Annotated in this window: 25 protein-coding genes; 5 read left to right on the forward strand and 20 right to left on the reverse strand. The window is 53.6% G+C overall.

From position 1 onward, the window contains the following. Positions 1 to 19 precede the first annotated feature (19 nt). From ACJ9N4_RS06460 to ACJ9N4_RS06480, 5 genes are all read right to left on the reverse strand, one after another. Positions 20 to 973, reverse strand: a complete 954-nt coding sequence (locus ACJ9N4_RS06460) for a transketolase family protein (RefSeq protein ID WP_182272140.1) — start codon at positions 971 to 973, stop codon at positions 20 to 22. Further along, positions 966 to 1,796 (reverse strand): transketolase, encoded by an 831-nt coding sequence (locus tag ACJ9N4_RS06465; RefSeq protein ID WP_182272141.1) that lies wholly within the window; start codon positions 1,794 to 1,796, stop codon positions 966 to 968. The genes ACJ9N4_RS06460 and ACJ9N4_RS06465 overlap by 8 nt, the downstream gene beginning before the upstream one ends. Beyond that, a complete protein-coding gene (locus ACJ9N4_RS06470) occupies positions 1,793 to 3,184 on the reverse strand; it encodes a PTS ascorbate transporter subunit IIC (RefSeq protein ID WP_182272142.1) in 1,392 nt (463 codons plus the stop codon). Before ACJ9N4_RS06470 ends, ACJ9N4_RS06465 begins: the two co-directional genes overlap by 4 nt. 21 nt (positions 3,185 to 3,205) lie before the next feature. Continuing rightward, a complete protein-coding gene (locus tag ACJ9N4_RS06475; protein WP_182272143.1) occupies positions 3,206 to 3,478 on the reverse strand; it encodes a PTS sugar transporter subunit IIB in 273 nt (90 codons plus the stop codon). A 79-nt stretch (positions 3,479 to 3,557) separates the two neighbouring features. Then, positions 3,558 to 4,001, reverse strand: a complete 444-nt coding sequence (locus tag ACJ9N4_RS06480) for a PTS sugar transporter subunit IIA (protein WP_182272144.1) — start codon at positions 3,999 to 4,001, stop codon at positions 3,558 to 3,560. Positions 4,002 to 4,239: 238 nt separating this feature from the next. Between ACJ9N4_RS06480 and ACJ9N4_RS06485 the strand changes: the two genes are divergently transcribed. After that, positions 4,240 to 5,259, forward strand: coding sequence for a LacI family DNA-binding transcriptional regulator (locus ACJ9N4_RS06485; protein ID WP_182918710.1), 1,020 nt, complete (start codon positions 4,240 to 4,242; stop codon positions 5,257 to 5,259). A gap of 3 nt (positions 5,260 to 5,262) precedes the next feature. On the opposite strand, the gene yfcD is transcribed toward ACJ9N4_RS06485, so the two are convergent. From yfcD to yfcF, 3 genes are read right to left on the reverse strand one after another with little or no spacing between them, the layout of a single operon-like run. Continuing rightward, the gene (gene yfcD / locus ACJ9N4_RS06490) at positions 5,263 to 5,817 is read right to left on the reverse strand and encodes an NUDIX hydrolase YfcD (protein ID WP_182272146.1); all 555 of its coding nucleotides are present in this window, start codon (positions 5,815 to 5,817) and stop codon (positions 5,263 to 5,265) included. Positions 5,818 to 5,872: 55 nt separating this feature from the next. Continuing rightward, complete coding sequence (gene yfcE, locus ACJ9N4_RS06495; protein WP_182272147.1) at positions 5,873 to 6,424, reverse strand: phosphodiesterase; 552 nt, start codon at positions 6,422 to 6,424, stop codon at positions 5,873 to 5,875. Between the two features lie 56 nt (positions 6,425 to 6,480). Next, complete coding sequence (yfcF, locus tag ACJ9N4_RS06500; RefSeq protein ID WP_182272148.1) at positions 6,481 to 7,125, reverse strand: glutathione transferase; 645 nt, start codon at positions 7,123 to 7,125, stop codon at positions 6,481 to 6,483. Between the two features lie 139 nt (positions 7,126 to 7,264). Here yfcF and yfcG point away from each other — a divergent pair, with 139 nt between their 5' ends. The 4 genes from yfcG to ACJ9N4_RS06520 all read left to right on the forward strand — a co-directional run bounded on the left by yfcG (position 7,265) and on the right by ACJ9N4_RS06520 (position 9,814). Next, positions 7,265 to 7,894, forward strand: coding sequence for a GSH-dependent disulfide bond oxidoreductase (gene yfcG / locus ACJ9N4_RS06505; RefSeq protein ID WP_182272149.1), 630 nt, complete (start codon positions 7,265 to 7,267; stop codon positions 7,892 to 7,894). A gap of 75 nt (positions 7,895 to 7,969) precedes the next feature. After that, positions 7,970 to 8,338 carry a dihydroneopterin triphosphate 2'-epimerase gene (gene folX / locus ACJ9N4_RS06510; RefSeq protein WP_182272150.1) on the forward strand — a complete coding sequence of 123 codons (369 nt, stop codon included), beginning with the start codon at positions 7,970 to 7,972 and terminating at the stop codon, positions 8,336 to 8,338. Between the two features lie 13 nt (positions 8,339 to 8,351). Beyond that, a complete protein-coding gene (locus ACJ9N4_RS06515; RefSeq protein ID WP_182272151.1) occupies positions 8,352 to 9,245 on the forward strand; it encodes a TIGR01777 family oxidoreductase in 894 nt (297 codons plus the stop codon). A 59-nt stretch (positions 9,246 to 9,304) separates the two neighbouring features. Next, a complete protein-coding gene (locus tag ACJ9N4_RS06520) occupies positions 9,305 to 9,814 on the forward strand; it encodes a GNAT family N-acetyltransferase (protein WP_182274550.1) in 510 nt (169 codons plus the stop codon). Positions 9,815 to 9,903: 89 nt separating this feature from the next. Here ACJ9N4_RS06520 and hisP read toward each other — a convergent pair whose 3' ends face one another. The 12 genes from hisP to ACJ9N4_RS06580 form a co-directional block, all read right to left on the reverse strand. Further along, the gene (gene hisP, locus ACJ9N4_RS06525; RefSeq protein ID WP_182274551.1) at positions 9,904 to 10,677 is read right to left on the reverse strand and encodes a histidine ABC transporter ATP-binding protein HisP; all 774 of its coding nucleotides are present in this window, start codon (positions 10,675 to 10,677) and stop codon (positions 9,904 to 9,906) included. An 8-nt stretch (positions 10,678 to 10,685) separates the two neighbouring features. Next, on the reverse strand, positions 10,686 to 11,402 hold the full coding sequence (locus ACJ9N4_RS06530; RefSeq protein WP_182272152.1) for an ABC transporter permease: 717 nt from the start codon (positions 11,400 to 11,402) through the stop codon (positions 10,686 to 10,688). Beyond that, a complete protein-coding gene (locus tag ACJ9N4_RS06535; protein ID WP_182272153.1) occupies positions 11,399 to 12,085 on the reverse strand; it encodes a histidine ABC transporter permease HisQ in 687 nt (228 codons plus the stop codon). Before ACJ9N4_RS06535 ends, ACJ9N4_RS06530 begins: the two co-directional genes overlap by 4 nt. Positions 12,086 to 12,173: 88 nt before the next feature. After that, positions 12,174 to 12,956, reverse strand: a complete 783-nt coding sequence (gene hisJ / locus ACJ9N4_RS06540) for a histidine ABC transporter substrate-binding protein HisJ (RefSeq protein WP_182272154.1) — start codon at positions 12,954 to 12,956, stop codon at positions 12,174 to 12,176. Positions 12,957 to 13,198: 242 nt separating this feature from the next. Continuing rightward, positions 13,199 to 13,981, reverse strand: a complete 783-nt coding sequence (argT, locus tag ACJ9N4_RS06545) for a lysine/arginine/ornithine ABC transporter substrate-binding protein ArgT (RefSeq protein WP_182272155.1) — start codon at positions 13,979 to 13,981, stop codon at positions 13,199 to 13,201. A 290-nt stretch (positions 13,982 to 14,271) separates the two neighbouring features. Continuing rightward, on the reverse strand, positions 14,272 to 14,841 hold the full coding sequence (locus ACJ9N4_RS06550; RefSeq protein WP_182272156.1) for a UbiX family flavin prenyltransferase: 570 nt from the start codon (positions 14,839 to 14,841) through the stop codon (positions 14,272 to 14,274). An 89-nt stretch (positions 14,842 to 14,930) separates the two neighbouring features. Next, positions 14,931 to 16,448 carry an amidophosphoribosyltransferase gene (gene purF, locus ACJ9N4_RS06555; RefSeq protein WP_182272157.1) on the reverse strand — a complete coding sequence of 506 codons (1,518 nt, stop codon included), beginning with the start codon at positions 16,446 to 16,448 and terminating at the stop codon, positions 14,931 to 14,933. A 36-nt stretch (positions 16,449 to 16,484) separates the two neighbouring features. Then, positions 16,485 to 16,973 (reverse strand): colicin V production protein, encoded by a 489-nt coding sequence (gene cvpA, locus ACJ9N4_RS06560; protein WP_182918711.1) that lies wholly within the window; start codon positions 16,971 to 16,973, stop codon positions 16,485 to 16,487. 165 nt (positions 16,974 to 17,138) lie between these two features. Next, positions 17,139 to 17,840, reverse strand: a complete 702-nt coding sequence (gene dedD / locus ACJ9N4_RS06565; protein ID WP_182272159.1) for a cell division protein DedD — start codon at positions 17,838 to 17,840, stop codon at positions 17,139 to 17,141. Then, complete coding sequence (folC, locus tag ACJ9N4_RS06570; protein ID WP_395121725.1) at positions 17,830 to 19,098, reverse strand: bifunctional tetrahydrofolate synthase/dihydrofolate synthase; 1,269 nt, start codon at positions 19,096 to 19,098, stop codon at positions 17,830 to 17,832. The genes dedD and folC overlap by 11 nt, the downstream gene beginning before the upstream one ends. A gap of 70 nt (positions 19,099 to 19,168) precedes the next feature. Beyond that, entirely contained in the window at positions 19,169 to 20,074 is a 906-nt protein-coding gene (accD, locus tag ACJ9N4_RS06575) for an acetyl-CoA carboxylase, carboxyltransferase subunit beta (RefSeq protein WP_114977626.1), read from the reverse strand. Between the two features lie 154 nt (positions 20,075 to 20,228). Beyond that, positions 20,229 to 20,888 (reverse strand): DedA family protein, encoded by a 660-nt coding sequence (locus tag ACJ9N4_RS06580; RefSeq protein WP_182272161.1) that lies wholly within the window; start codon positions 20,886 to 20,888, stop codon positions 20,229 to 20,231. Positions 20,889 to 20,895 lie beyond the last annotated feature (7 nt).

Below are 20,895 nucleotides of genomic sequence, written 5' to 3' on the forward strand. Positions count from 1 at the left end.
AGAAGGTCGCCTTTTTTATTTACAGTAACTCTCTCGCCGCCGACACAATGTCATGTGCCGTCAGGCCATACTCCTTCTGCAGGAAGTCCTGCGTCCCTACCTGGCCGTAACGCTCCTTCACGCCAACCCGACGCATCGGTACAGGACACGTTTCCACCAGCACTTCCGCCACCGCCGACCCCAGCCCGTTATGGATGCTGTGGTTTTCGCAGGTGACGATGCGCCCGGTTTTCTCGGCGTAGTTTTTCACCAGCATCCGGTCGATCGGTTTCAGGGTAAACATATCGATCACCGCCGCGCTCACGCCTTCCTGCCCCAGCTGGCGGGCTGCTTCCAGTGCTTCCGCCACCATGATACCGTTGGCAATCAGGGTGATATCGCTCCCTTCGCGCAGTACGTTACCCTTGCCGATGGTAAAGGTTGATCCCGGTGCATAGACGCTCGGGGCCTGTTTACGAATGGTGCGCACCCAGTAGAAACCTTCAAGATCAATCAGCTGGCGTAGCACATCCTCAAACATCACCGCGTCGGTCACCTCCAGCACCACCGAATGGGCCAGACCGCGCACAATCCCCATATCTTCAAACGACATATGCGTGCCACCGTTGTGGCAAGCCGTGACGCCCGCATCCGAGGCAATGACCTTCACGTTGTTACGCTGGTAGTCCAGGGACATAAACAGCTGGTCGAAGCAGCGACGGCTGGCAAAGGCGGTAAAGGTGTGGACGAACGGTTTACGCCCGGTCAGCGACAACCCGGCTGCCGTACCAATCACGTTGGCTTCCATAATGCCGCAGTTAATGACGTGCTGCGGGTAATCACGCGCCACACCGTCCATTGCCATCGAGCTCATCAGATCCGCTTCCAGCGCGATGATCTCGCTTCCGGCCTCAATCTGTTTTGCCACAAAACCGGCGTAGACTTTACGCATCTCAACGGCATCTTTTTGTCCTGCTGGTGCAACCTTAATCATGTGTAGCCTCCAGTTGGCGAATCGTCTCGTTGAGGGCCGCCTTGCTCTCCCCGGTCAGGCGCAGATGATGAGAGTTACTAAGCTGCTCCAGATACGGCACCCCCTGCCCTTTAATGCTGTCCAGAATCACTACCCGCGGACGCGCATCCGCCGCAGGAACCCGCGATGTGACGTCCAGCAACGCCGGGATGTCATCCCCTTTCACGGTCACCACATCAAAGCCAAAGGCACGGAATTTCCCCTCCAGATCGAACGCGCAGATAATTTCATCCAGTTGACCGTCGAGCTGCTGCTTATTCCAGTCCACAAACACCGTGAGATTGTTCAGGCGATGGTGAGCAATAAACTGGAATGCCTCCCAGCATTGACCTTCGTTAAGCTCGCCATCACCCACAATGCAAAATACCCGGTTTGGACGCCCTGCCAGCCTGTGCGACAACGCCATTCCCCCGGCGATAGAAATGCCCTGTCCGAGCGAGCCGGTGGTGGCATCCACACCGCGCGTTTTCAGACGATCCGGGTGGCTTGGCAGACGCGTGCCGTTCTGGTTGAGCGTGCTCAGCTCTTCCATCGGGAAATAGCCTTTTATCGCCAGGATACTGTACAGCGCCGGGCCCGCGTGGCCTTTCGACAGGACAAAATAGTCGCGCTCTGGCCAGTCCGGGTCGGCCGGGTCGATTTTCATCACCGCGCCGTACAGCACGGCCAGCGTTTCAACCACCGACATACTGCCACCGTAGTGACCAAAGCCCAGCTGCGTCAGTGATTTCAGGGTCTCAAGGCGGATCTGACGCGCCAGTTGGGTTATCTCATTCACATTCATGATTTAGCTCCGGTGTTTTCCTGCGCGTTACCGCCCGCAGATTTGTTTTTAGCAAACACGTTGTACGCCACCAGCAGCGCGAACAACGCAACCACCAGCCCGGTGATGGCAAGCGGTGACAGGAAGCGTGCCAGGTTGCCCAGAACAATCCCGACAGCGCCGAAATCGGCATCCGAGAAGGTCGTATTAGCAAAACCAATTGCACCCAGCACGGGCAGGAGCAGCACCGGCAGGAAGGTGATCAGCAGGCCGTTAGCAAATGCGCCAATCATCGCCCCGCGACGTCCGCCAGTAGCATTACCGAACACGCCTGCAGTCGCACCGGTGAAGAAATGCGGCACCACGCCCGGCAGGATCAGCACCCAGCTGAACTGACCGCAGATGAACAGCCCGACCAGACCGCCGAGGAAGCTGAACAGAAAGCCAATCAGCACCGCGTTTGGCGCATACGGATAGACCACCGGACAATCCAGCGCAGGACGTGCATTCGGCACCAGTTTCTCCGAGAAACCGGTAAAAGCCGGGACGATTTCGGCCAGAATCAGGCGCACACCCTGCAGGATGATGAACACACCTGCCGCAAAGGTAATTGCCATGATAATGGCGTACACCAGGTAGTTCTGGCCGCCGCTGAAGGTCGCCTCTACGTACTCACGCCCGGCGCTCACCGCCATGATCAGATAGATAATCATCATGGTCAGGGAGATTGAAATAGAGCTGTCACGCAGGAAGCTCAGATTCTTAGGCAGGTTCATCTCTTCGGTTGAACGCGAGCCTTTGCCAAACTTGCTGCCGATCCAGCCAGAAAGCACGTAGCCCAGTGTGCCAAAATGGCCAAACGCAATATCGTCAGTGCCGGTGATACGCTTCATATAGCGCTGCGCTATCGCCGGGAAGAAAGCCATCACCAGGCCGAGGATCAGCGACCCCGTAAAGACCAGGCCCACGCCCTCAAAGCCCGCGACCGTCAGGATCACGCCAATCATGCATGCCATGTAAAAGGTGTGATGACCGGTCAGGAAGATGTATTTCAGGCGGGTAAAGCGTGCGACGATGATGTTTGCCACCATGCCGAACGCCATAATCAGTGCGGTCGAGGCTCCATATTTTTCCAGCGCAATAGACACAATCGCTTCATTGTTTGGAATAATGCCCTGAATATTAAACGCATGTTCAAACATGCCGCCTAATGGATTTAATGACCCCACCAATACCGTAGCGCCACCACCCAGCACAATAAAACCGAGGATGGTTTTAATGGTTCCCTTCACCACGTCAGAAAAAGATTTTTTCTGCGCGACCAGACCAATTAATGCAATTAAACCAACCAGTACAGAGGGAACTTTTAATATATCAACAACGAAATTCAGCGTTTCAAGGATAAACATATCCACCTCGCCTTATCAGGATTATTGTTTTTCGAACCAGGCACGTAACTGCGCTTCAAGTTCGTTGATATCGATGATGTTGTTGATCACCACCAGCTGGTTTTCCGGCACGCTGGCGCTGGCTGCAATGTCTTTCGCCATCACGAAAAGATCGGCTGCGCCCGGGGTTGCAGATGAGAGATCGGAGTGTTCAACATCAGCCTCAATCTCAAGCTTTTTGAGTATCTTTTTAATATTCATTTCGACCATAAAACTGCTGCCCAGGCCAGAACCGCAAATAGCCATTATTTTCATTGTTATCCCCTTTTTAGCGTAAAGACGTCTCCATCACGCTGACGCGTAATGTTGTGACAAACCGGATGAAAGTATTAAATCAGAAGCGGTCGATAATCGTTTTTATTTCCTCCAGCGTATTCGCCTGATGCAATTCGGCCATATCATTGTCGCTGGAAAATAATTCAGCGAGAGCTGAGATCATTTCTATATGACTATGTTTGTCCGGTGCCGCCAGCATCACAATCACATCAACGGGGTCAAATTCCCCGGCACCAAAAGAGACACCCTGTTTCAGTTTTAATAATGAGAGCCCCAGCCCTTTAGCCCCCTCTTCCGGCCTCGCATGCGGCATCGCCAGCCCTGGTGCCAGCACATAATACGGCCCTAATGTATGGTGCTGCTCAATGATTGCCGTCACATACTCCGGGGCAATCACCTGCAGATCCAGCAACGGTTTTGCGCACAGCTCCAGCGCCTGAGGCCAGCTCTCGACGCTATCCTGAAGCGTAATGGTCGTATCGTATATCCACTTTTTGAGCACTTTTTACTCCCGCCACAACCCAAAAGATGTGCAAACTTTATTCAACACATTAATAATTGACTGCGATCAGGATCACAAAGATAGCGCTACCAAGCTATAACATTCAGAAGTGTGATAGCGCTATCAAATTGTAATCATGGTGTGAAATCACAGCAAAAAAAGGGATTTAAGGCGTATACTGCCTGTCACGTGAAGCGAAGGATGATAATAAGAACGCATCTGGTCAGCAGGAAGGTGTATGTCTCTAACCCGAAAACGGCGCAGTACCGGTAAAGTGACACTCGCCGATGTCGCACAGCTTGCCGGAGTGGGCACAATGACCGTGTCCCGGGCACTCCGCACGCCGGAACAGGTTTCTGATAAACTACGAGAAAAAATTGAAGCTGCGGTGCAGGAATTGGGATATATGCCCAACCTTGCCGCCAGCGCGCTGGCGTCGGCCTCTTCATGGACGATTGCTATGGTTGTTCCTAATCTTTCCGAAGCTGGTTGCTCGGAGATGTTCGCCGGACTACAGCAGGTATTACAGCCTGCCGGGTACCAGATCATGCTGGCAGAATCTCAGCATCGTCTCGAACAGGAAGAGAAATTACTGGAAACGCTACTGGCGTCCAATATTGCAGCCGCGATTTTGCTCAGCGTCGAACACACCGACACCGTCCGCCACTGGCTGAAAAATGCCTCCATCCCGGTGATGGAAATGGGTGCCATGCGCGCCGATCCTATCGACATGAATATCGGGATTGATAACGTCGCGGCGATGTATGAACTCACTGAGATGGTGATCCAGCGTGGCTATCAGAATATTGGCCTGCTGTGTGCCAACCAGGAGCAGTGGATTTTCCAGCAGCACTTGCAGGGCTGGTACAAAGCGATGCTTCGCCACCATATGTCACCGAATCGGGTCATAAATGCCGCCATGCCGCCGAACTTCTCAACGGGTGCGGCACAGCTACCTGAATTCCTGCTGGCATGGCCTGAGCTGGATGCACTGGTGTGCGTATCGGATGAGCTGGCCTGCGGTGCGCTGTATGAGTGCCAGCGTCGGCGTATCAAGGTACCAGACGATCTGGCGGTCGTGGGCTTTGGTGACAGCGACGTCAGCCGCGTCTGTCAGCCACCGCTGACGACGATGGTAGTACCGCACCGTAAGATTGGGATTGAAGCGGGACGTGCGTTACTGGAACGTCTCAATGACGGAGACTGGCGCGATCAGAAACCCATCGCGTCCAGCCTGTGTCTGCGGGAAAGCTGCTAAGACTTACTCAGCCTCTTCTTCTTTCTCTGATTTGGTCGATTCGTTATTCGCGTTGCGGCTCATCCACAGCGCCAGCGCTTTTAACGAATCCGGCGTGAACTCGTCGCAACGCGCGGTAATTTCTTCCGGCGTCATCCAGCTCACTTCACTGACTTCCTCTTCCTGCAGGGCGAACGGGCCGTGGGAAACGCAGCTAAACAGCCCGCCCCAGACGCGGCAGTTTTCGTCCTCGAAATAGAACTGGCCGTGCTCGGCAAATGGCACACCGGCAATGCCTAACTCTTCTTCCGCTTCGCGACGCGCGGAATCCAGCAGCACTTCATCCGCCTGAACGACCCCGCCCGCAGTGGCATCCAGCATACCGGGGAGAAAATCTTTGGTGTCCGTGCGGCGCTGGACCAGAATTTTGCCCATGCCGTCATGCACAACGATGTACGTTGCACGGTGACGCAGACGCTCCGCACGCATTTGTGCGCGGCTGGCCTGCGCGATCACTTCATTTTCTTCGCTGACAATGTCAACCCACTCTGTACTTGCCAAATGACTCTGCTCCACCATCGGGAAACCTTCTCGTCTAAGCGCTCTTTCGGCGCGTTTGCAGTTGAGGTGTAACTTACGGATTAATCGCTATTTGCGCAATAACTTGCTGATCATTAAGTGCGATAACGCTTAACGTCTTCTCATCAAGCATGCCGTAGCTCGCCGGGTATCCGCCTTTTGGGATACTGACCGAACCGGGATTAAAATGATAAATATCACCGCGCTTTTCAGCCACCGGAATATGAGTATGACCGTAAACCAGAGCATCGCCAGCCATGAGCGCAGGGAGATTATCGGGGCTAAAAAGATGACCATGCGTTAAGAACAGGCGGCAATTTTCTAACAGCACCTGTTGCCAGGGGGCGGTTATCGGAAAATGCAGCAGCATCTGATCCACTTCGCTGTCACAGTTGCCGCGAACGGCGATGATACGCGAGGCATAGTGATTGAGTTTTTCCGCCACCTGCGCAGGGGCATACCCTTCCGGCAGCGCATTACGGGGGCCATGATTTAACACATCGCCCAGGATCACCAGCCACTGCGCCCCACTTTGGGTAAACAGAGAAAGAACACGCTCGGTAGCGGGCAGCGATCCATGAATATCCGACGCAAACATCAGTTTCATCAGTCACTCCTCAGGAAAACAGACTGCCCATATCATACCTGAAGCGCCAGGGCTTATCAGCCCGCACGCTTAGCGGAGAGTGCCACATAGCGTTGTACTGACGCACGCTGCCACTGGAATGTCGCATAATCCACCAGCAGTTGCGGAACCTCGTCACCGTTGAGGATCAGGCGGTTGAGCATCAGCGCCAGATCGGTATCGGCAATGCACCATTCCCCGAATAAATTCGGATTGCCGTGCGCCAGCAAAGAGGTCGCAGTATCAATCAACTTTTGCGCACTGACAACACCGTCTGCGCTAAGGGCGGGCTTTTTCACCCCGGCAAATACAACGTCAGTGGAACGTTCGACGCGGATCGGCATCAGATCGCTACGCAACCACGCCTGGATCTGACGCGCCCGGGCACGCTTTTGCAGATCGTGGGGGTAAATCCGCTCCCACTCCGGCGGCGCAAAACGATCTTCAAGATACTCATCAATCGCTGAAGATTCACTCAGCTCAAAACCGTCAATTTCCAGCACCGGTACGCGCCGGGTCAGAGCATAACCCTGCCACTGCGGTTTCAGGTGTTCTCCACCGTCCAGATCGACGGTTTTCAGGGTAAATGTCAGCCCCTTTTCGGCCAGTGCCACATAAACACTCATAACATAGGGTGAAAAGAAATTCGCATCGGACCACAACGTGATAACAGGCTGGTTCATAACATCCTCATCGGCTGATCGGTTTTTACTCAACATATATTCTCTTTGCGTCGCTGTCACTTGATGAAAACTCACGATTTACACCAGACACCTATACTCATTTTTATGGCATCACTTTTTGTTCTGACAGGAGTTGAGAATGATCGACCTCTATTACGCGCCAACCCCAAACGGCCATAAAATCACCCTTTTTCTTGAAGAAGCAGAACTGGAATACCGGATCATCAGCGTCGATATCAGCAAAGGCGATCAGTTCAGACCCGTTTTTCTGGCGATATCACCCAATAATAAAATCCCGGCCATTATTGATAACCTGCCTGCCGATGGCGGCAGACCGTTAAGCCTGTTTGAGTCCGGGGAGATTTTGCTCTATCTGGCGGAGAAAACCGGTAAATTGCTGAGTGGGGAACTGCGCGAACGTCACCACACGCTGCAGTGGCTCTTCTGGCAGTCAAGCGGCCTGGGGCCGATGCTGGGGCAAAACCACCACTTTACCGCCTTCGCCCCGCAGCCAATCCCTTATGCTATCGAGCGCTATCAGGTTGAGACCCAGCGGCTGTACGGCGTGTTGAACCGTCGTCTGGAGAAAACGCCGTGGCTCGGGGGCGATCATTACAGCATTGCCGATATCGCCTGCTGGCCGTGGATTAACACTCATGAACGCCACCGTATCGATCTCGCTGCTTATCCTGCCGTGAATAACTGGTTTGAACGTATCCGGACACGTCCTGCGACCGAACGTGCCATGCAAAAAATCCAGCAGATTTAGTCCTTAACCCGGTTGGGCACATACGATGACCTCATGTATTATGAGGCGGAAATACTGACACGGAGAAGACCTGCAATGTCGCAACATGACGCTATTATTCGTATAAAAAACTTACGCTTACGTACGTTCATTGGTATCAAAGACGAAGAGATCGCCAACCGTCAGGATATCGTGCTGAATGTGGTGATCCATTACCCGGCAGACAAAGCGCGCGCCAGTGAGGACATCAATGACGCGCTGAATTACCGCACCATTACCAAAAGCATCATTCAGTATGTTGAAAACAACCGCTTCTCTTTGCTGGAAAAATTAACTCAGGATGTGCTCGATATCGCACGTGAACATCACTGGGTCACTTATGCTGAAGTAGAGATCGATAAACTTCACGCCCTGCGTTACGCTGACTCCGTCTCCATGACGTTAAGCTGGCAACGCCAGGCGTAAACCTGGAGGTTGTATGAAGATTCTGCTGACTGGCGGTACCGGCCTGATTGGTTGCCATCTCATTCCACGCCTGCAAGCATTGCACCACGACATCACCGTGGTCACGCGCAGCCCGGAAAAAGCACGTCAGTTGCTGGGTGTGGGTATCGACATCTGGAAAAGTCTGGCAGAACTGCAGAATCTGGACGGCTTTGACGCCGTCATCAACCTCGCAGGCGAGCCCATCGCCGACAAACGCTGGACGGAAGAGCAAAAACAGCTGTTGTGCAGCAGCCGCTGGAATATCACGGAAAGGCTGGTTGAGCTTATCCGTAACAGCCACACTCCGCCGTCGGTGCTCATTTCTGGCTCGGCTGCGGGATACTACGGCGATCTCGGTGAAGTGGTGGTAACCGAAGATGAGCCACCCCACAACGAATTTACCCATAAACTCTGCGCCCAGTGGGAACGCATCGCCTGCGCTGCACAAAGCGACAAAACCCGCGTCTGCCTGCTACGTACTGGCGTCGTCCTTTCCCCGAAAGGTGGCATTCTGACAAAGATGCTTCCCCTCTTTAAACTCGGCCTCGGCGGGCCAATCGGCAATGGTCGCCAGTATCTCGCCTGGATCCATATCGACGATATGGTAAACGGCATTCTCTGGCTACTGGATAACGATCTGAGCGGGCCTTTTAATATGGTGTCGCCGTACCCGGTGCGTAATGAACAATTTGCTCACTCACTGGGGCATGCCCTGCATCGCCCGGCGATTTTGCGCGTACCTGCCACGGTGATCCGCCTGATGATGGGCGAAGCCTCGGTGCTGGTGCTGGGTGGACAGCGCGCGCTGCCAAAACGGCTGGAAGCGGCCGGGTTTGCGTTTCGCTGGTATGACTTAGAAGAAGCGCTGGAGGATGCGGTGGGTTAAAGCCCACCTTTGGGTATGCTACAGTGATACGCCACACTCTCTCGCAAGGCAGCGTAACGATGGCAACCATCACCACATCCCGGCTTCATCTCACCCCGTTCGAACCTTCTGACTGGGCGTTCTTCCGTTCGCTGCGCGAAGACCGTGCCATCATGCGCTATATGGCTGCCATCGCCCCGGAAAAAGAGACCCGACGCCTGTTCGCTGCGCGTCTGGCTGCCCCGCATATTTTTGTGATCCGTTTTCGCAATGCTGGAACCCCGCTTGGCGATATTGGCCTGCAAATCAGCACAGAGAACCGTGAGGAAGCGGATATTGGTTACACCGTTGTACCTGCCGCACAGGGAAAAGGGATCGCCAGCGAGGCACTGCGCGCGGTGTGTGACTACGCCTTTAACCAGGCGGGTGTTAAAGCGGTTAACGCGTATGTGCTGGCAGATAACCGCGGGTCGGTACGGGTGCTGGAGAAAGCGGGTTTTGTGCGCACGCAGGTACTGGAAAAAGCATATGAGATTGATGGCGTGCGGTATGACGACTGGGTGTATCGGCTGGAGTGTGGTGCGGTTTGATGCCCTCACCCCAGCCCTCTCCCACAGGGAGAGGGAGAAAACCACCGGGCGACCCCCTCTCCCACAGGGAGAGGGAAGAAGGGCAAAACCTACTTCAACGACCCTTTCAGGAACTGCTGCAAGCGAGGGCTTTGCGGGTTGGCTAACACCTCATCCGGATGCCCCTGCTCTTCGATTTTGCCCTGATGCAGGAAGATGACGTGGTTTGAGACGTTACGGGCAAAGCCCATTTCGTGTGTCACCACCACCATCGTTTTTCCCTCTTCGGCCAGTTTTTGCATGATACGCAGCACTTCGCCAACGAGCTCAGGGTCAAGCGCGGAAGTCGGCTCATCAAACAGCAACACTTCTGGCTCCATCGCCAGCGCACGAGCGATAGAAACACGCTGCTGCTGACCGCCGGAGAGATGCACCGGGTATTTTATCTGCTGGCGTTCGTCAATGCCCACCTTCGCCAGGTATTTCACCGCACGTTCGCGGGCTTCCTGCTTGCTTAAGCCCAGCACCTGAACCGGTGCTTCCATCACGTTCTCCAGCACCGTCATGTGGCTCCAGAGGTTGAAGTGCTGGAACACCATCGTCAGGCGAGTGCGCAGCAGGCGCAGCTGATTCTTATCTGCCACCTTCAACTGGCCGTCTTTATCACGTACCAGGTTGATGTTCTGCCCGCTCACCACAATGGAGCCTTCACTCGGTTTCTCGAGGAAGTTAATGCAGCGCAGGAACGTACTTTTACCGGAACCCGATGAGCCGATAATACTGATTACATCGCCCGCATTAGCCTGCAGCGACACCCCTTTCAGCACTTCATGTTCGCCGTAGCGTTTGTGCAAATCAATAACGTTTAATTTGTTCTCAGCCATCATCTTTCTCAGTGCGTCGAAGAAGGTTTTATATGCTGCAACCAGCGTTTTTCAGCCTTACGGAACAGGCTAATGAGGACATATGAAATAATCAAATAAAGCACTGCCGCAATGCCAAACGCGGTAAATGGCTGATAGGTTGCGGAGTTAATGTCACGGGCGATTTTGAGCAGATCCGGCACCGTCGCGGTAAAGGCCAGCGCGGTGGAGTGCAGCATCAGAATCACTTCGTTACTGTAGGCAGGCAGCGCAATGCGCAGCGCCGACGGCAGAATGATGCAACGGTAAAGTTTCACCGACGAGAAGCCATACGCGCGTGCCGCTTCAATTTCACCATAAGGTACAGAACGAATGGCCCCGGCGAAAATCTCGGTGGTGTAGGCGCAGGTATTGAGCGTTAACGCCAGTACCGTACAGTTCAGGCCACTGCGGAAGAACGCGTTCAGCATCTCAGTGCCTTTCACAATCTCCAGCGTGTACATCCCCGAATAGAACACCAGCAGTTGCACGTACAGCGGTGTACCGCGAAACACATAGGTGAACAGCCAGATCGGGAAGCGGATAAATTTATTGTTCGACACCCGGCCAATGGCAAGAAACACTGCCAGAATGCCGCCCATCGCCACGGAAGAAATCAGCAGCCACAGCGTAATGGCCACGCCGGTAAAGCGATAGCCATCTGTCCACAGCAGGGATTTCCAGTATTCCTGAATAATCTCAATCACAGGTCAGCCCTCTTCACACCCACGGAGTAGCGACGTTCGAGCAGAAGCAGCACACCATTGGAGACGGTCGTAAAGACCAGATAGATAGCGCCACATACCACCGCAAAGTAGAACGGTTCCCAGGTACTCTTGCCTGCAAGCTGGGTCGCTTTTACGACATCTTCCAGGCCGAGCAGAGAAACCAGCGCCGTCGCCTTGAGGATAACCTGCCAGTTATTGCCGATACCCGGCAACGCATAGCGCATCATGGCCGGGAACATAATCCGGCGAAACGTCTGTGAGGAGGTGAAACCAAACGCAGTCGCTGCTTCAATGTGCCCTTTCGGCACGGCCATGTAAGCACCGCGGAAAGTTTCCGTGAAGTACGCACCGTAGATAAAACCGAGGGTAATAATACCGGCCACCATCGGGTCGATATCAATTTGCTCCATGCCAATAGCGTCAGTGATACCATTAAGCGCAATCTGCAAACCGTAAAAGATTAGCAGCATCAGCACCAGGTCAGGAACACCGCGAATCAGCGTGGTATAGCCTTCAAAAATGAGCGCCAGCGGTTTATTTGCCGACAACTTCGCCCCCGCGCCCGCCAGGCCTATCAGCACCGCCAGTACCACGGAGCTGATAGCCAGCTCAAGGGTGACAAGCGCGCCCTGTAAAATAACGCCAGAAAATCCGTACAGCATACCGCGTGCCCTGTCGTATCGTGAGTGGTGGAACCGTGTCTTTTCCCCTCCCCAAACGGGAGGGGCCGCACGTTATTTGACGTGGTGATTAGCCGCCGTAAACATTAAAATCGAAATATTTTTTTGCCAGCTTGTCGTAAGTGCCGTCAGCGCGCATTTCTGCAAACGCCTTGTTCAGCGCTTCACGCAGTTCGTTGTCCTCTTTGCGCAGACCCATACCGGTGCCTACACCAAACAGTTTCACGTCCTTAATGGACGGCCCACCGAACTTGTAATCTTTACCCACAGGCTGTTTCAGGAAACCTTCGCTTGCTGCAACTTCATCCTGGAATGCGGCATCGATACGGCCTGCCGTCAGGTCAGAGTAGATGTTTTCCTGGCCCTGATAAGAGACGATTTCAATGCCCTTCGGTGCCCAGTGTTCGTTGCCGTATGTTTCCTGCGTCGTACCCTGCAGCACGCCCACGCGCTTACCTTTCAGCGATTCAATTGTTGGCTGAATGTTGGATGCGTTAGCCACGACCAGACGAGAATCCGCTGCGTAGAGTTTGTCGGTAAAGGCAATCTCTTGCTGGCGTTTTTCGGTGATGGAAAGAGAGGACATAATCACGTCGATTTTTTTGGCTTTCAGCGACGGGATCAGCGCATCCAGTGGGTTCTCAACGTAGGTACATTGTGCTTTGATGCGTTTGCACAGTTCATTGGCCAGATCAATGTCAAAACCAACCAGTTCACCCTTCGCATTTTTCGATTCGAACGGGGCATAGGTAGGATCAGTACCAATACGAATTTTCTGCGGAATAGCGGCAAACGCCGCCGTCATGCTGGAAACAGCCAACACCAGCGAAAGAGACAACATCAGTTTTTTCATATACATCCTCAACAGACTGGATTCTTACGGGATTTTTTACTACGACGGGGTGCCGTTAATGTGCCATTAATCCCCTTATTAAGGCAAAAGATAATGCCCAATCATTGGGAGTTTTTGCACTATAAATGCTTAACTATGCACTTAAAGAACAATTAATAGCCAACCACGCACCATAATGGCTCACCTGCACCCGCAATGCACCATGACAGACAGCCATCATGGTGCATTCCCGTCAGTAACGATTAGTCACCGTATACGTTGAAGTCGAAGTATTTCTTCGCCAGTTTGTTGTAGGTACCGTCTTTGCGCAGCTCAGTAAAGGCTTTGTCAAAGGCGGCTTTCAACTCGGTATCGTCTTTACGCAGGCCAATACCGGTGCCGTCACCAAAGTATTTTTTGTCTTTCACGGACGGGCCAGCAAAGGCATAGTCTTTGCCTGCTGGCTGTTTCAGGAAGCCTTCGCTCGCGGCAACTTCATCCTGGAACGCGGCATCCAGACGGCCTGCGGCCAGGTCAGAGTAAATCAGATCCTGGTTCTGGTAAGCCACCACATCTACACCCTTCTCACGCCAGTTTGCGTTGGCATAACCTTCCTGGGTAGACCCCTGGAGAACGCCCACATGCTTGCCTTTCAGCGAGTCGATGGTTGGCTTAATCGGAGAGCCTTTTACAGCAATCAGACGAGAATCTGCCGCGTAGAGTTTGTCAGAGAAGGCAATCTCCTGCTGACGTTTTTCGGTGATGGAGAGAGAAGAGATAATGGCGTCGATTTTTTTGGCTTTCAGCGACGGGATTAATGCGTCAAAGTCACTGCCCACCCATGTGCATTTTACCGCAATGCGTTTGCACATCTCATTTCCCAGATCGATATCAAACCCAACGAAATCGCCTTTTGCATCTTTGGAAGAGAATGGCGCATAAGTTGCGTCTGTACCGATACGAACTGTCTGTGGAAGTGCTGCATAGCTACCTGCTGCTGCACTTAACCCCACGAGCAAAGACAGAGCCAGAACCGTCTTCTTCATACATTTACCCTCAAGTACCGTGATTTTATTATGTATTGTGTTGTGTGTTGTGTTGCAGGCTTCTCTTGCAGGTCTTATGCCACATTGCCGTCTGGTCAAAAAATCGACGTTAAATATGTTAATAAAACGTTGCGATATTGCCTTAATGGTGAAAGATAGCAGGTCTACCGAACGAACCGGAAAGAGAAAAAGGGAAAAAGCGAATTAAATGTCGAGGATATGATCGCGGTTGCAGTTTTGCCCTGAAACAGGGCAACTTGTTTTTTCATGCACTCACATTGTGCACAAAATCAGGCTCCCTGCCAGCGGGTAAAGAGGTCTTCCGGCAGGTCGATATCAAACTGATCCAGCACGCGGTTAACGGTCTGGTTAATCACCTCATCCAGCGTTTGCGGACGGTGATAGAACGCCGGTACCGGCGGCATGATCACCGCGCCCAGCTCGGCGGCCTGAGTCATTAAGCGCAGGTGTCCCAGGTGCAGCGGCGTTTCCCGCACGCACAACACCAGCGGGCGACGCTCTTTCAGCACCACATCTGCCGCGCGTGTTACCAGCGTGTCGGTATAGCTGTTGACAATGCCGGAGAGCGTTTTGATGGAACAGGGCAGGATCACCATGCCGGCCGTTTTAAACGAGCCAGAGGAGATGCTGGCGGCGATATCACGGGCATCGTGTACCACATCGGCCAGAGACTGAACATCGCGCAGGGAAAAATCGGTTTCGAGGGAGAGCGTCTGACGTGCCGCCTGGCTCATCACCAGATGCGTTTCCACTTCTGCTACGTCACGCAGTACCTGCAACAGACGTACGCCGTAAATCGCGCCGCTGGCACCGCTGATCCCTACAATGAGTCGTTTCATGATTTTTGCCCTTGCTGATTTCAGGGCTGACTGTGCAGGATTTTCCGGGGAGTTGCAAGTGAGGGCATTAGCCCTCACTTGCAAAGGCATTAGCCTTCGTTGTGCATCTCTAAGCTTTCAAGATCGTTTTGCAGCTGAACGGCTTTTGCATCGTCGTTACGCAGCGAATCCAGATAGTCGAGATACTGCTGGTCAACGTCTTTGGTCACGTAAATACCGTTAAACACGGAGCATTCGAACTGCTGAATATCCGGGTTCTCGGCACGCACCGCGTCGATCAGATCGTTCAGATCCTGGAAAATCAGGCCATCTGCACCGATGATTTGGCGAATTTCATCCACTTCACGGCCATGCGCAATCAGCTCGTTAGCCGTTGGCATATCAATGCCATACACGTTCGGGAAACGAATTTCCGGCGCTGCGGAGGCCAGGTACACTTTCTTCGCACCGGCTTCACGTGCCATCTCGATAATCTGCTCAGAAGTCGTGCCGCGCACGATGGAGTCGTCCACCAGCAGCACGTTCTTGTCGCGGAATTCTGCACGGTTGGCGTTCAGTTTACGACGCACGGACTTACGGCGTAGCTGCTGGCCCGGCATGATAAAGGTACGGCCAACGTAGCGGTTTTTCACGAAGCCCTGACGGTATGGCTTATCCAGAATACGGGCGATTTCCAGCGCGATATCGCAGGAAGTTTCCGGGATAGGAATAACCACGTCGATATCCAGATCGTCCCATTCGCGGGCAATCTTCTCGCCCAGTTTGGTGCCCATGTTTACACGCGCGCTATAGACGGAGATCTTGTCGATAAACGAGTCCGGACGAGCGAAGTAGACGTATTCGAACAGGCATGGGTTGCTGACCGGGTTATCGGCACACTGGCGGGTAAACAGCTGGCCCTTCTCAGTGATGTAGACCGCTTCGCCTGGCGCGACGTCACGCAGGAATTCAAAGCCCAGGGTATCCAGTGCCACGCTTTCAGAGGCAACCATATATTCAGTACGGCCGTCACCGAGGTCGCGCTTACCGAGCACCAGAGGACGAATACCGTTTGGATCGCGGAAAGCTACCATGCCGTGACCGATAATCATCGCCACGCAGGCGTAGGCACCACGGATCTGACGGTTAGTCGCAGCAACGGCAGCAAAAATGTTGTCTGCTTCCAGCGGATAGTGACGGAAGTTATCCAGCTCACTGGCAAAGATATTGAGCAGGATTTCAGAATCAGACGTGGTGTTAATGTGGCGACGTTTCTCTTCAAACAGCTTTCTGCGCAGCTCGTGAGCGTTAGTCAGGTTGCCATTGTGGGCAAGCGTGATGCCATACGGAGAGTTAACGTAGAAAGGCTGAGCCTCAGAGGCGCTGGAACTGCCAGCAGTAGGGTAACGAACGTGACCAATCCCCATATTACCTTGCAGACGCTGCATATGGCGGGCTTCAAACACATCGTTTACCAGGCCATTCGCCTTACGTAAACGGAAGCAGTTGTTTGCATCAATGGTGATGATACCCGCAGCATCCTGCCCACGGTGCTGAAGCACCGTTAACGCGTCATAAATAGACTGGTTTACCGGCATGAAACCGGCGATACCGACAATACCGCACATTCGTCTTTTCCTCGTTAAGCCACATCTCAGAGCACACTAGGCTCTGGGCAAGAAACTCGACGAGCTTTGCAGATAGTCAAAGAACCATCTGATGATGAAGCTGAACTCTGGAATGAGCTGCGATTTCTGCCAGTCTTCACTTTTTGCAAAACCGGTGAAGGTATCCAGGAAGAACAGTATCGCGGCCACAATCAGCACGCCTCGCAACGCCCCGAAACAGATCCCGAGCACCCTGTCCGTTCCTGACAGACCGGTTTTCTCGACCAGCTGACTTATCACGTAATTCACGATAGCGCCAACAATCAGCGTCGCGATAAACAGCACCGCGATGGCGATTCCATTTCGGACCAGTTCATCTTCAAAGCCCGTGAACCAGACAGACAGGTAAGTGTAGTAATGACTGGCAACAAAGAAAGCACAACCCCATGTCACCAGCGATAACGCTTCACGAACAAAGCCACGGATCAGGCTAACCAGACAGGAAAAACCAATCACCGCAATGATGGCGTAATCAATCCAGACCATATGTGTCCCACGATTTAACGCCCTGTCATCCAGTTCGGGGCGAATTCTAACAGAAAAAGAAAACGTTTGCGTAGGGATTTCCTTCCCGCGCGTAAATAAAAAAGGCGCTGAAAAAATACTCAACGCCACTGGCTTTTTGCGTCTCTGTGGACGCCTTCCTTAACCTCAGTTCACGCTGTAGTTCATCACCACACCGCTCAGACCGGAGATCTGCTTCAGCTCGCCAAGCGAACCTTTCAGCTTATCTTTAGAGGCTTCCGGCCCCACGAGGATACGGGTAATTTTACCCTGCACCGGTGTGGAAGGTGAAGTGTAAACACGATACCCCGCGCCACGCAGCTTACCCACGACCTCGTTGACTTTATCAGCATTTTTCAGCGCACCAAGCTGCACAACGTAGGCTTTACCTGCGGGTGCAGCCTCCTGCTGGGCCGGTTTTGCCGGAGGTGGCGTCTCTGCTGCGGCAGCCAGCTGCTCGGTGGTTTTATCACGCTGTGCTTTCGGCTGCGGTTTGTCGACCGGTTTCGGTTTTTCAACCGGTTTAGGCTGTTCAACCGGAGCGGGCACAGGATCGATATCGTTGTTATTACCTGCCGCCAGACGAGACGGATCGAGCGACGGTGCAGCGGCATCGCCCGCACGCACTTCTTCCGCTGCGCCTTCCGGCGGCTGAGCAGGAAGCGCCTGTGTCGCCGCCGGGAGCATATCTGGCTCGTCGCGATCGCCCGGTTTTGGTACCAGCGGGATTGCCGCAAATTCATCCTGGTAATGCTTTTTCTGCCCGTCGAGCAGACCCGGGAGAATAATCACCCCCAGCGCAACCAGCACAATCGTTCCTGTCAGACGGTTCTGAAACTTACTTGCCACCGGTTCTCCCCGCGTCCATCGCTTCCATGACATGTGCCACCGTGTGGAACGACCCACACACCAGCACGGTATCTTCTGGTTTAGCATCTGCCATTGCAGCATGCCAGGCCTGAGCCACGCTATTGTAGATTTCGCCTTTGCTGAGATGTTCCATCAGCTCTTCAGCCGTCGCGCCGCGTGGCCCCTCCAGAGGAGCACAATACCAGCTATCGACCACACTCTCCATGCAGGCCAGCGTGCCGCCGATATCTTTATCATGAAGCATACCGATAACCGCCAGTACACGCCCGGTTTTTGGTAACGATTTGAGACGCCCTGCGAGATATGCCGCCGCATGCGGGTTATGCGCCACATCCAGGATAAGACGTGGTGATTCGCTGACAATCTGGAAGCGTCCCGGCAGAACCGCGCTCTGAATGCCGTCGCGGATTGCCTGTTCGCTCACCGCAAGCGAACTTGCACGTAGCGCCGCCAGAGCGGTCGCCGCGTTAGGCAGTGGCACCTGCGGCAACGGCAGGTTGTCCAGCACACCCTGGGCATCGGTAAAGCGCCAGCCGTTGGCGTTAACATCATATTGCCAGTCAACATTGCGGCGCAGCAGCAACGCGCCCTTCTCTTTTGCCACCTCAGCAATTGTGTGTGGCATATCCGGCTCACCGACCACGGCGGGTTTACCGGTGCGGAAAATACCGGCTTTCTCACGGCCAATGCTTTCACGGTCTGGCCCCAGCCAGTCGGTATGATCCAGCGCGATACTGGATACAACGGAGACATCCGCATCCACCATGTTGGTCGCATCAAGACGCCCGCCGAGACCCACTTCCAGAATCACCACATCCAGCTGCGCCTGTTTAAACAGCCACAGCGCTGAAAGCGTACCGTATTCAAAATAGGTTAATGAAATCTCACCGCGCGCCGCTTCAATTTCTGCGAATGACGCCGTATGTGCAGACTCCGGCAGCTCAGTATTTTGCACGCGAACACGCTCGGTATAACGCACCAGATGCGGAGAGCTGTACACACCGACCTTATACCCTGCGGCCATCAGGATAGCTTCCAGCGTGCGGCAGGTCGTGCCTTTACCGTTAGTACCCGCAACGGTAAACACGAAAGGCGCGGGTTTCAGCACATCAAGACGCGCGGCGACCTGGCTTACGCGCTCAAGCCCCATATCAATGGTTTTACTGTGCAGGTTTTCCAGATAAGAAAGCCACGCGGCCAGGGGCGACGTGGCTTGGGGAATGCGTTTATTTTCCATGATGCCCGGTTGTCATTAACAGTTTAGAAAGCAAAAGGGCAGCGCCATCCGGCCCTGCCCTTTTCAGTTATCAGGCCTCGGGTTCCTGATCCGGTACGACTACGCCTTCGCGCGGCTCATCCGGGTTCGGCGCGGGCAGATTCATCAGCTTCGCCAGGATACTTGCCAGTTTCAGGCGCATTTCCGGGCGGCGAACGATCATATCGATAGCGCCTTTCTCAATGAGGAACTCGCTGCGCTGGAAGCCCGGCGGCAGTTTTTCACGTACGGTTTGTTCGATTACGCGAGGACCAGCAAAGCCGATCAGCGCTTTTGGTTCAGCGATGTTCAGATCGCCCAGCATCGCGAAGCTTGCAGAGACGCCACCCATTGTCGGGTCGGTCAGTACGGAGATGTACGGCAGACCGCGCTCCTGCATTTTCGCCAGCGCTGCAGAGGTTTTCGCCATCTGCATCAGAGACATCAGCGCTTCCTGCATACGCGCACCACCAGAGGCGGAGAAGCAGATCAGCGGACAGTTGTCTTCCAGTGCTTGCTCAACGGCACGCACAAAGCGAGCACCAACGACAGAGCCCATTGAGCCACCCATAAAGGAGAACTCAAACGCGGCGGCCACCACCGGCATCTCGTGCAGGGTGCCTTTCATCACAATCAGGGCGTCTTTCTCGCTGGTCTCTTTCTGCGCAGAGGCCAGACGATCTTTGTATTTCTTGGAATCACGGAACTTCAGCACGTCTTTCGGCTCAAGTTCGCTGCCCAGTTCTACCAGAGAACCTTCGTCCAGCAGGCTATGCAGGCGATTACGCGCCGACATGCGCATGTGGTGGTCACATTTCGGACACACCTCAAGATTGCGTTCCAGTTCCGCGCGGTACAGAACCTGGCCGCAGCTATCACACTTCGTCCACACCCCTTCAGGAATACTCGCTTTACGCGTCGGGGTTATGTTGCTTTTAATTCGTTCAATCCAGCTCATTGATAACCTTTCTGCCTGAACCTGGTCGTATGCCAGTTTTGCTATAAGAGGCGAATAATGCCATTTTTGCCTCCAACAGACCATGAATGTTGCACATTAAAACATAACAGCCCGAAACTTTGGATAAAAAAGTGGTCGAACCGCCAGTACGCACTTATTTCGCTTGTTTGGCTGCCGCACGTTTGTGACGAATAATCTCGATGACGCCGGGCAAAATGGAAAGCACAATAATAGCTACAATCAGTAACTTAAGGTTTTCCTGAACCACAGGGAGATCGCCAAACAGGTAGCCTGCATAGGTAAACAGCAGCACCCACAGCAATGCGCCGACAACGTTGAATGCCGCAAAGTGACGATAGGACATATGTCCCATTCCCGCCACAAACGGGGCAAATGTACGCACAATAGGCACAAATCGCGCAAGGATAATGGTCTTGCCGCCGTGGCGCTCATAAAATGCGTGGGTTTTATCTAAGTAGCTACGACGGAAAATTTTCGAGTTCGGATTACTGAATAGCCGATCGCCAAACACCCGCCCAATTGTGTAGTTGACCGCATCACCGACAATTGCAGCAATGACCATCAGCACCACCATCATATGCACATTCAGATCATTAGTTGGCAGCGCAGACAACGCACCGGCCACGAACAGCAGCGAATCTCCTGGCAGGAACGGGGTAACAACCAGCCCGGTCTCACAGAACAGAATGAGGAACAGGATGGCATAAACCCAGACGCCATACTGTGCGACCAGTTCGGCCAGGTGAACATCAATATGCAGAATAAAATCAATAAGAAAACGTATTAAATCCATATTGTTT

This window comes from Enterobacter sp. LM3 (assembly GCF_046622475.1).
GTDB lineage: Bacteria > Pseudomonadota > Gammaproteobacteria > Enterobacterales > Enterobacteriaceae > Enterobacter > Enterobacter cloacae_P.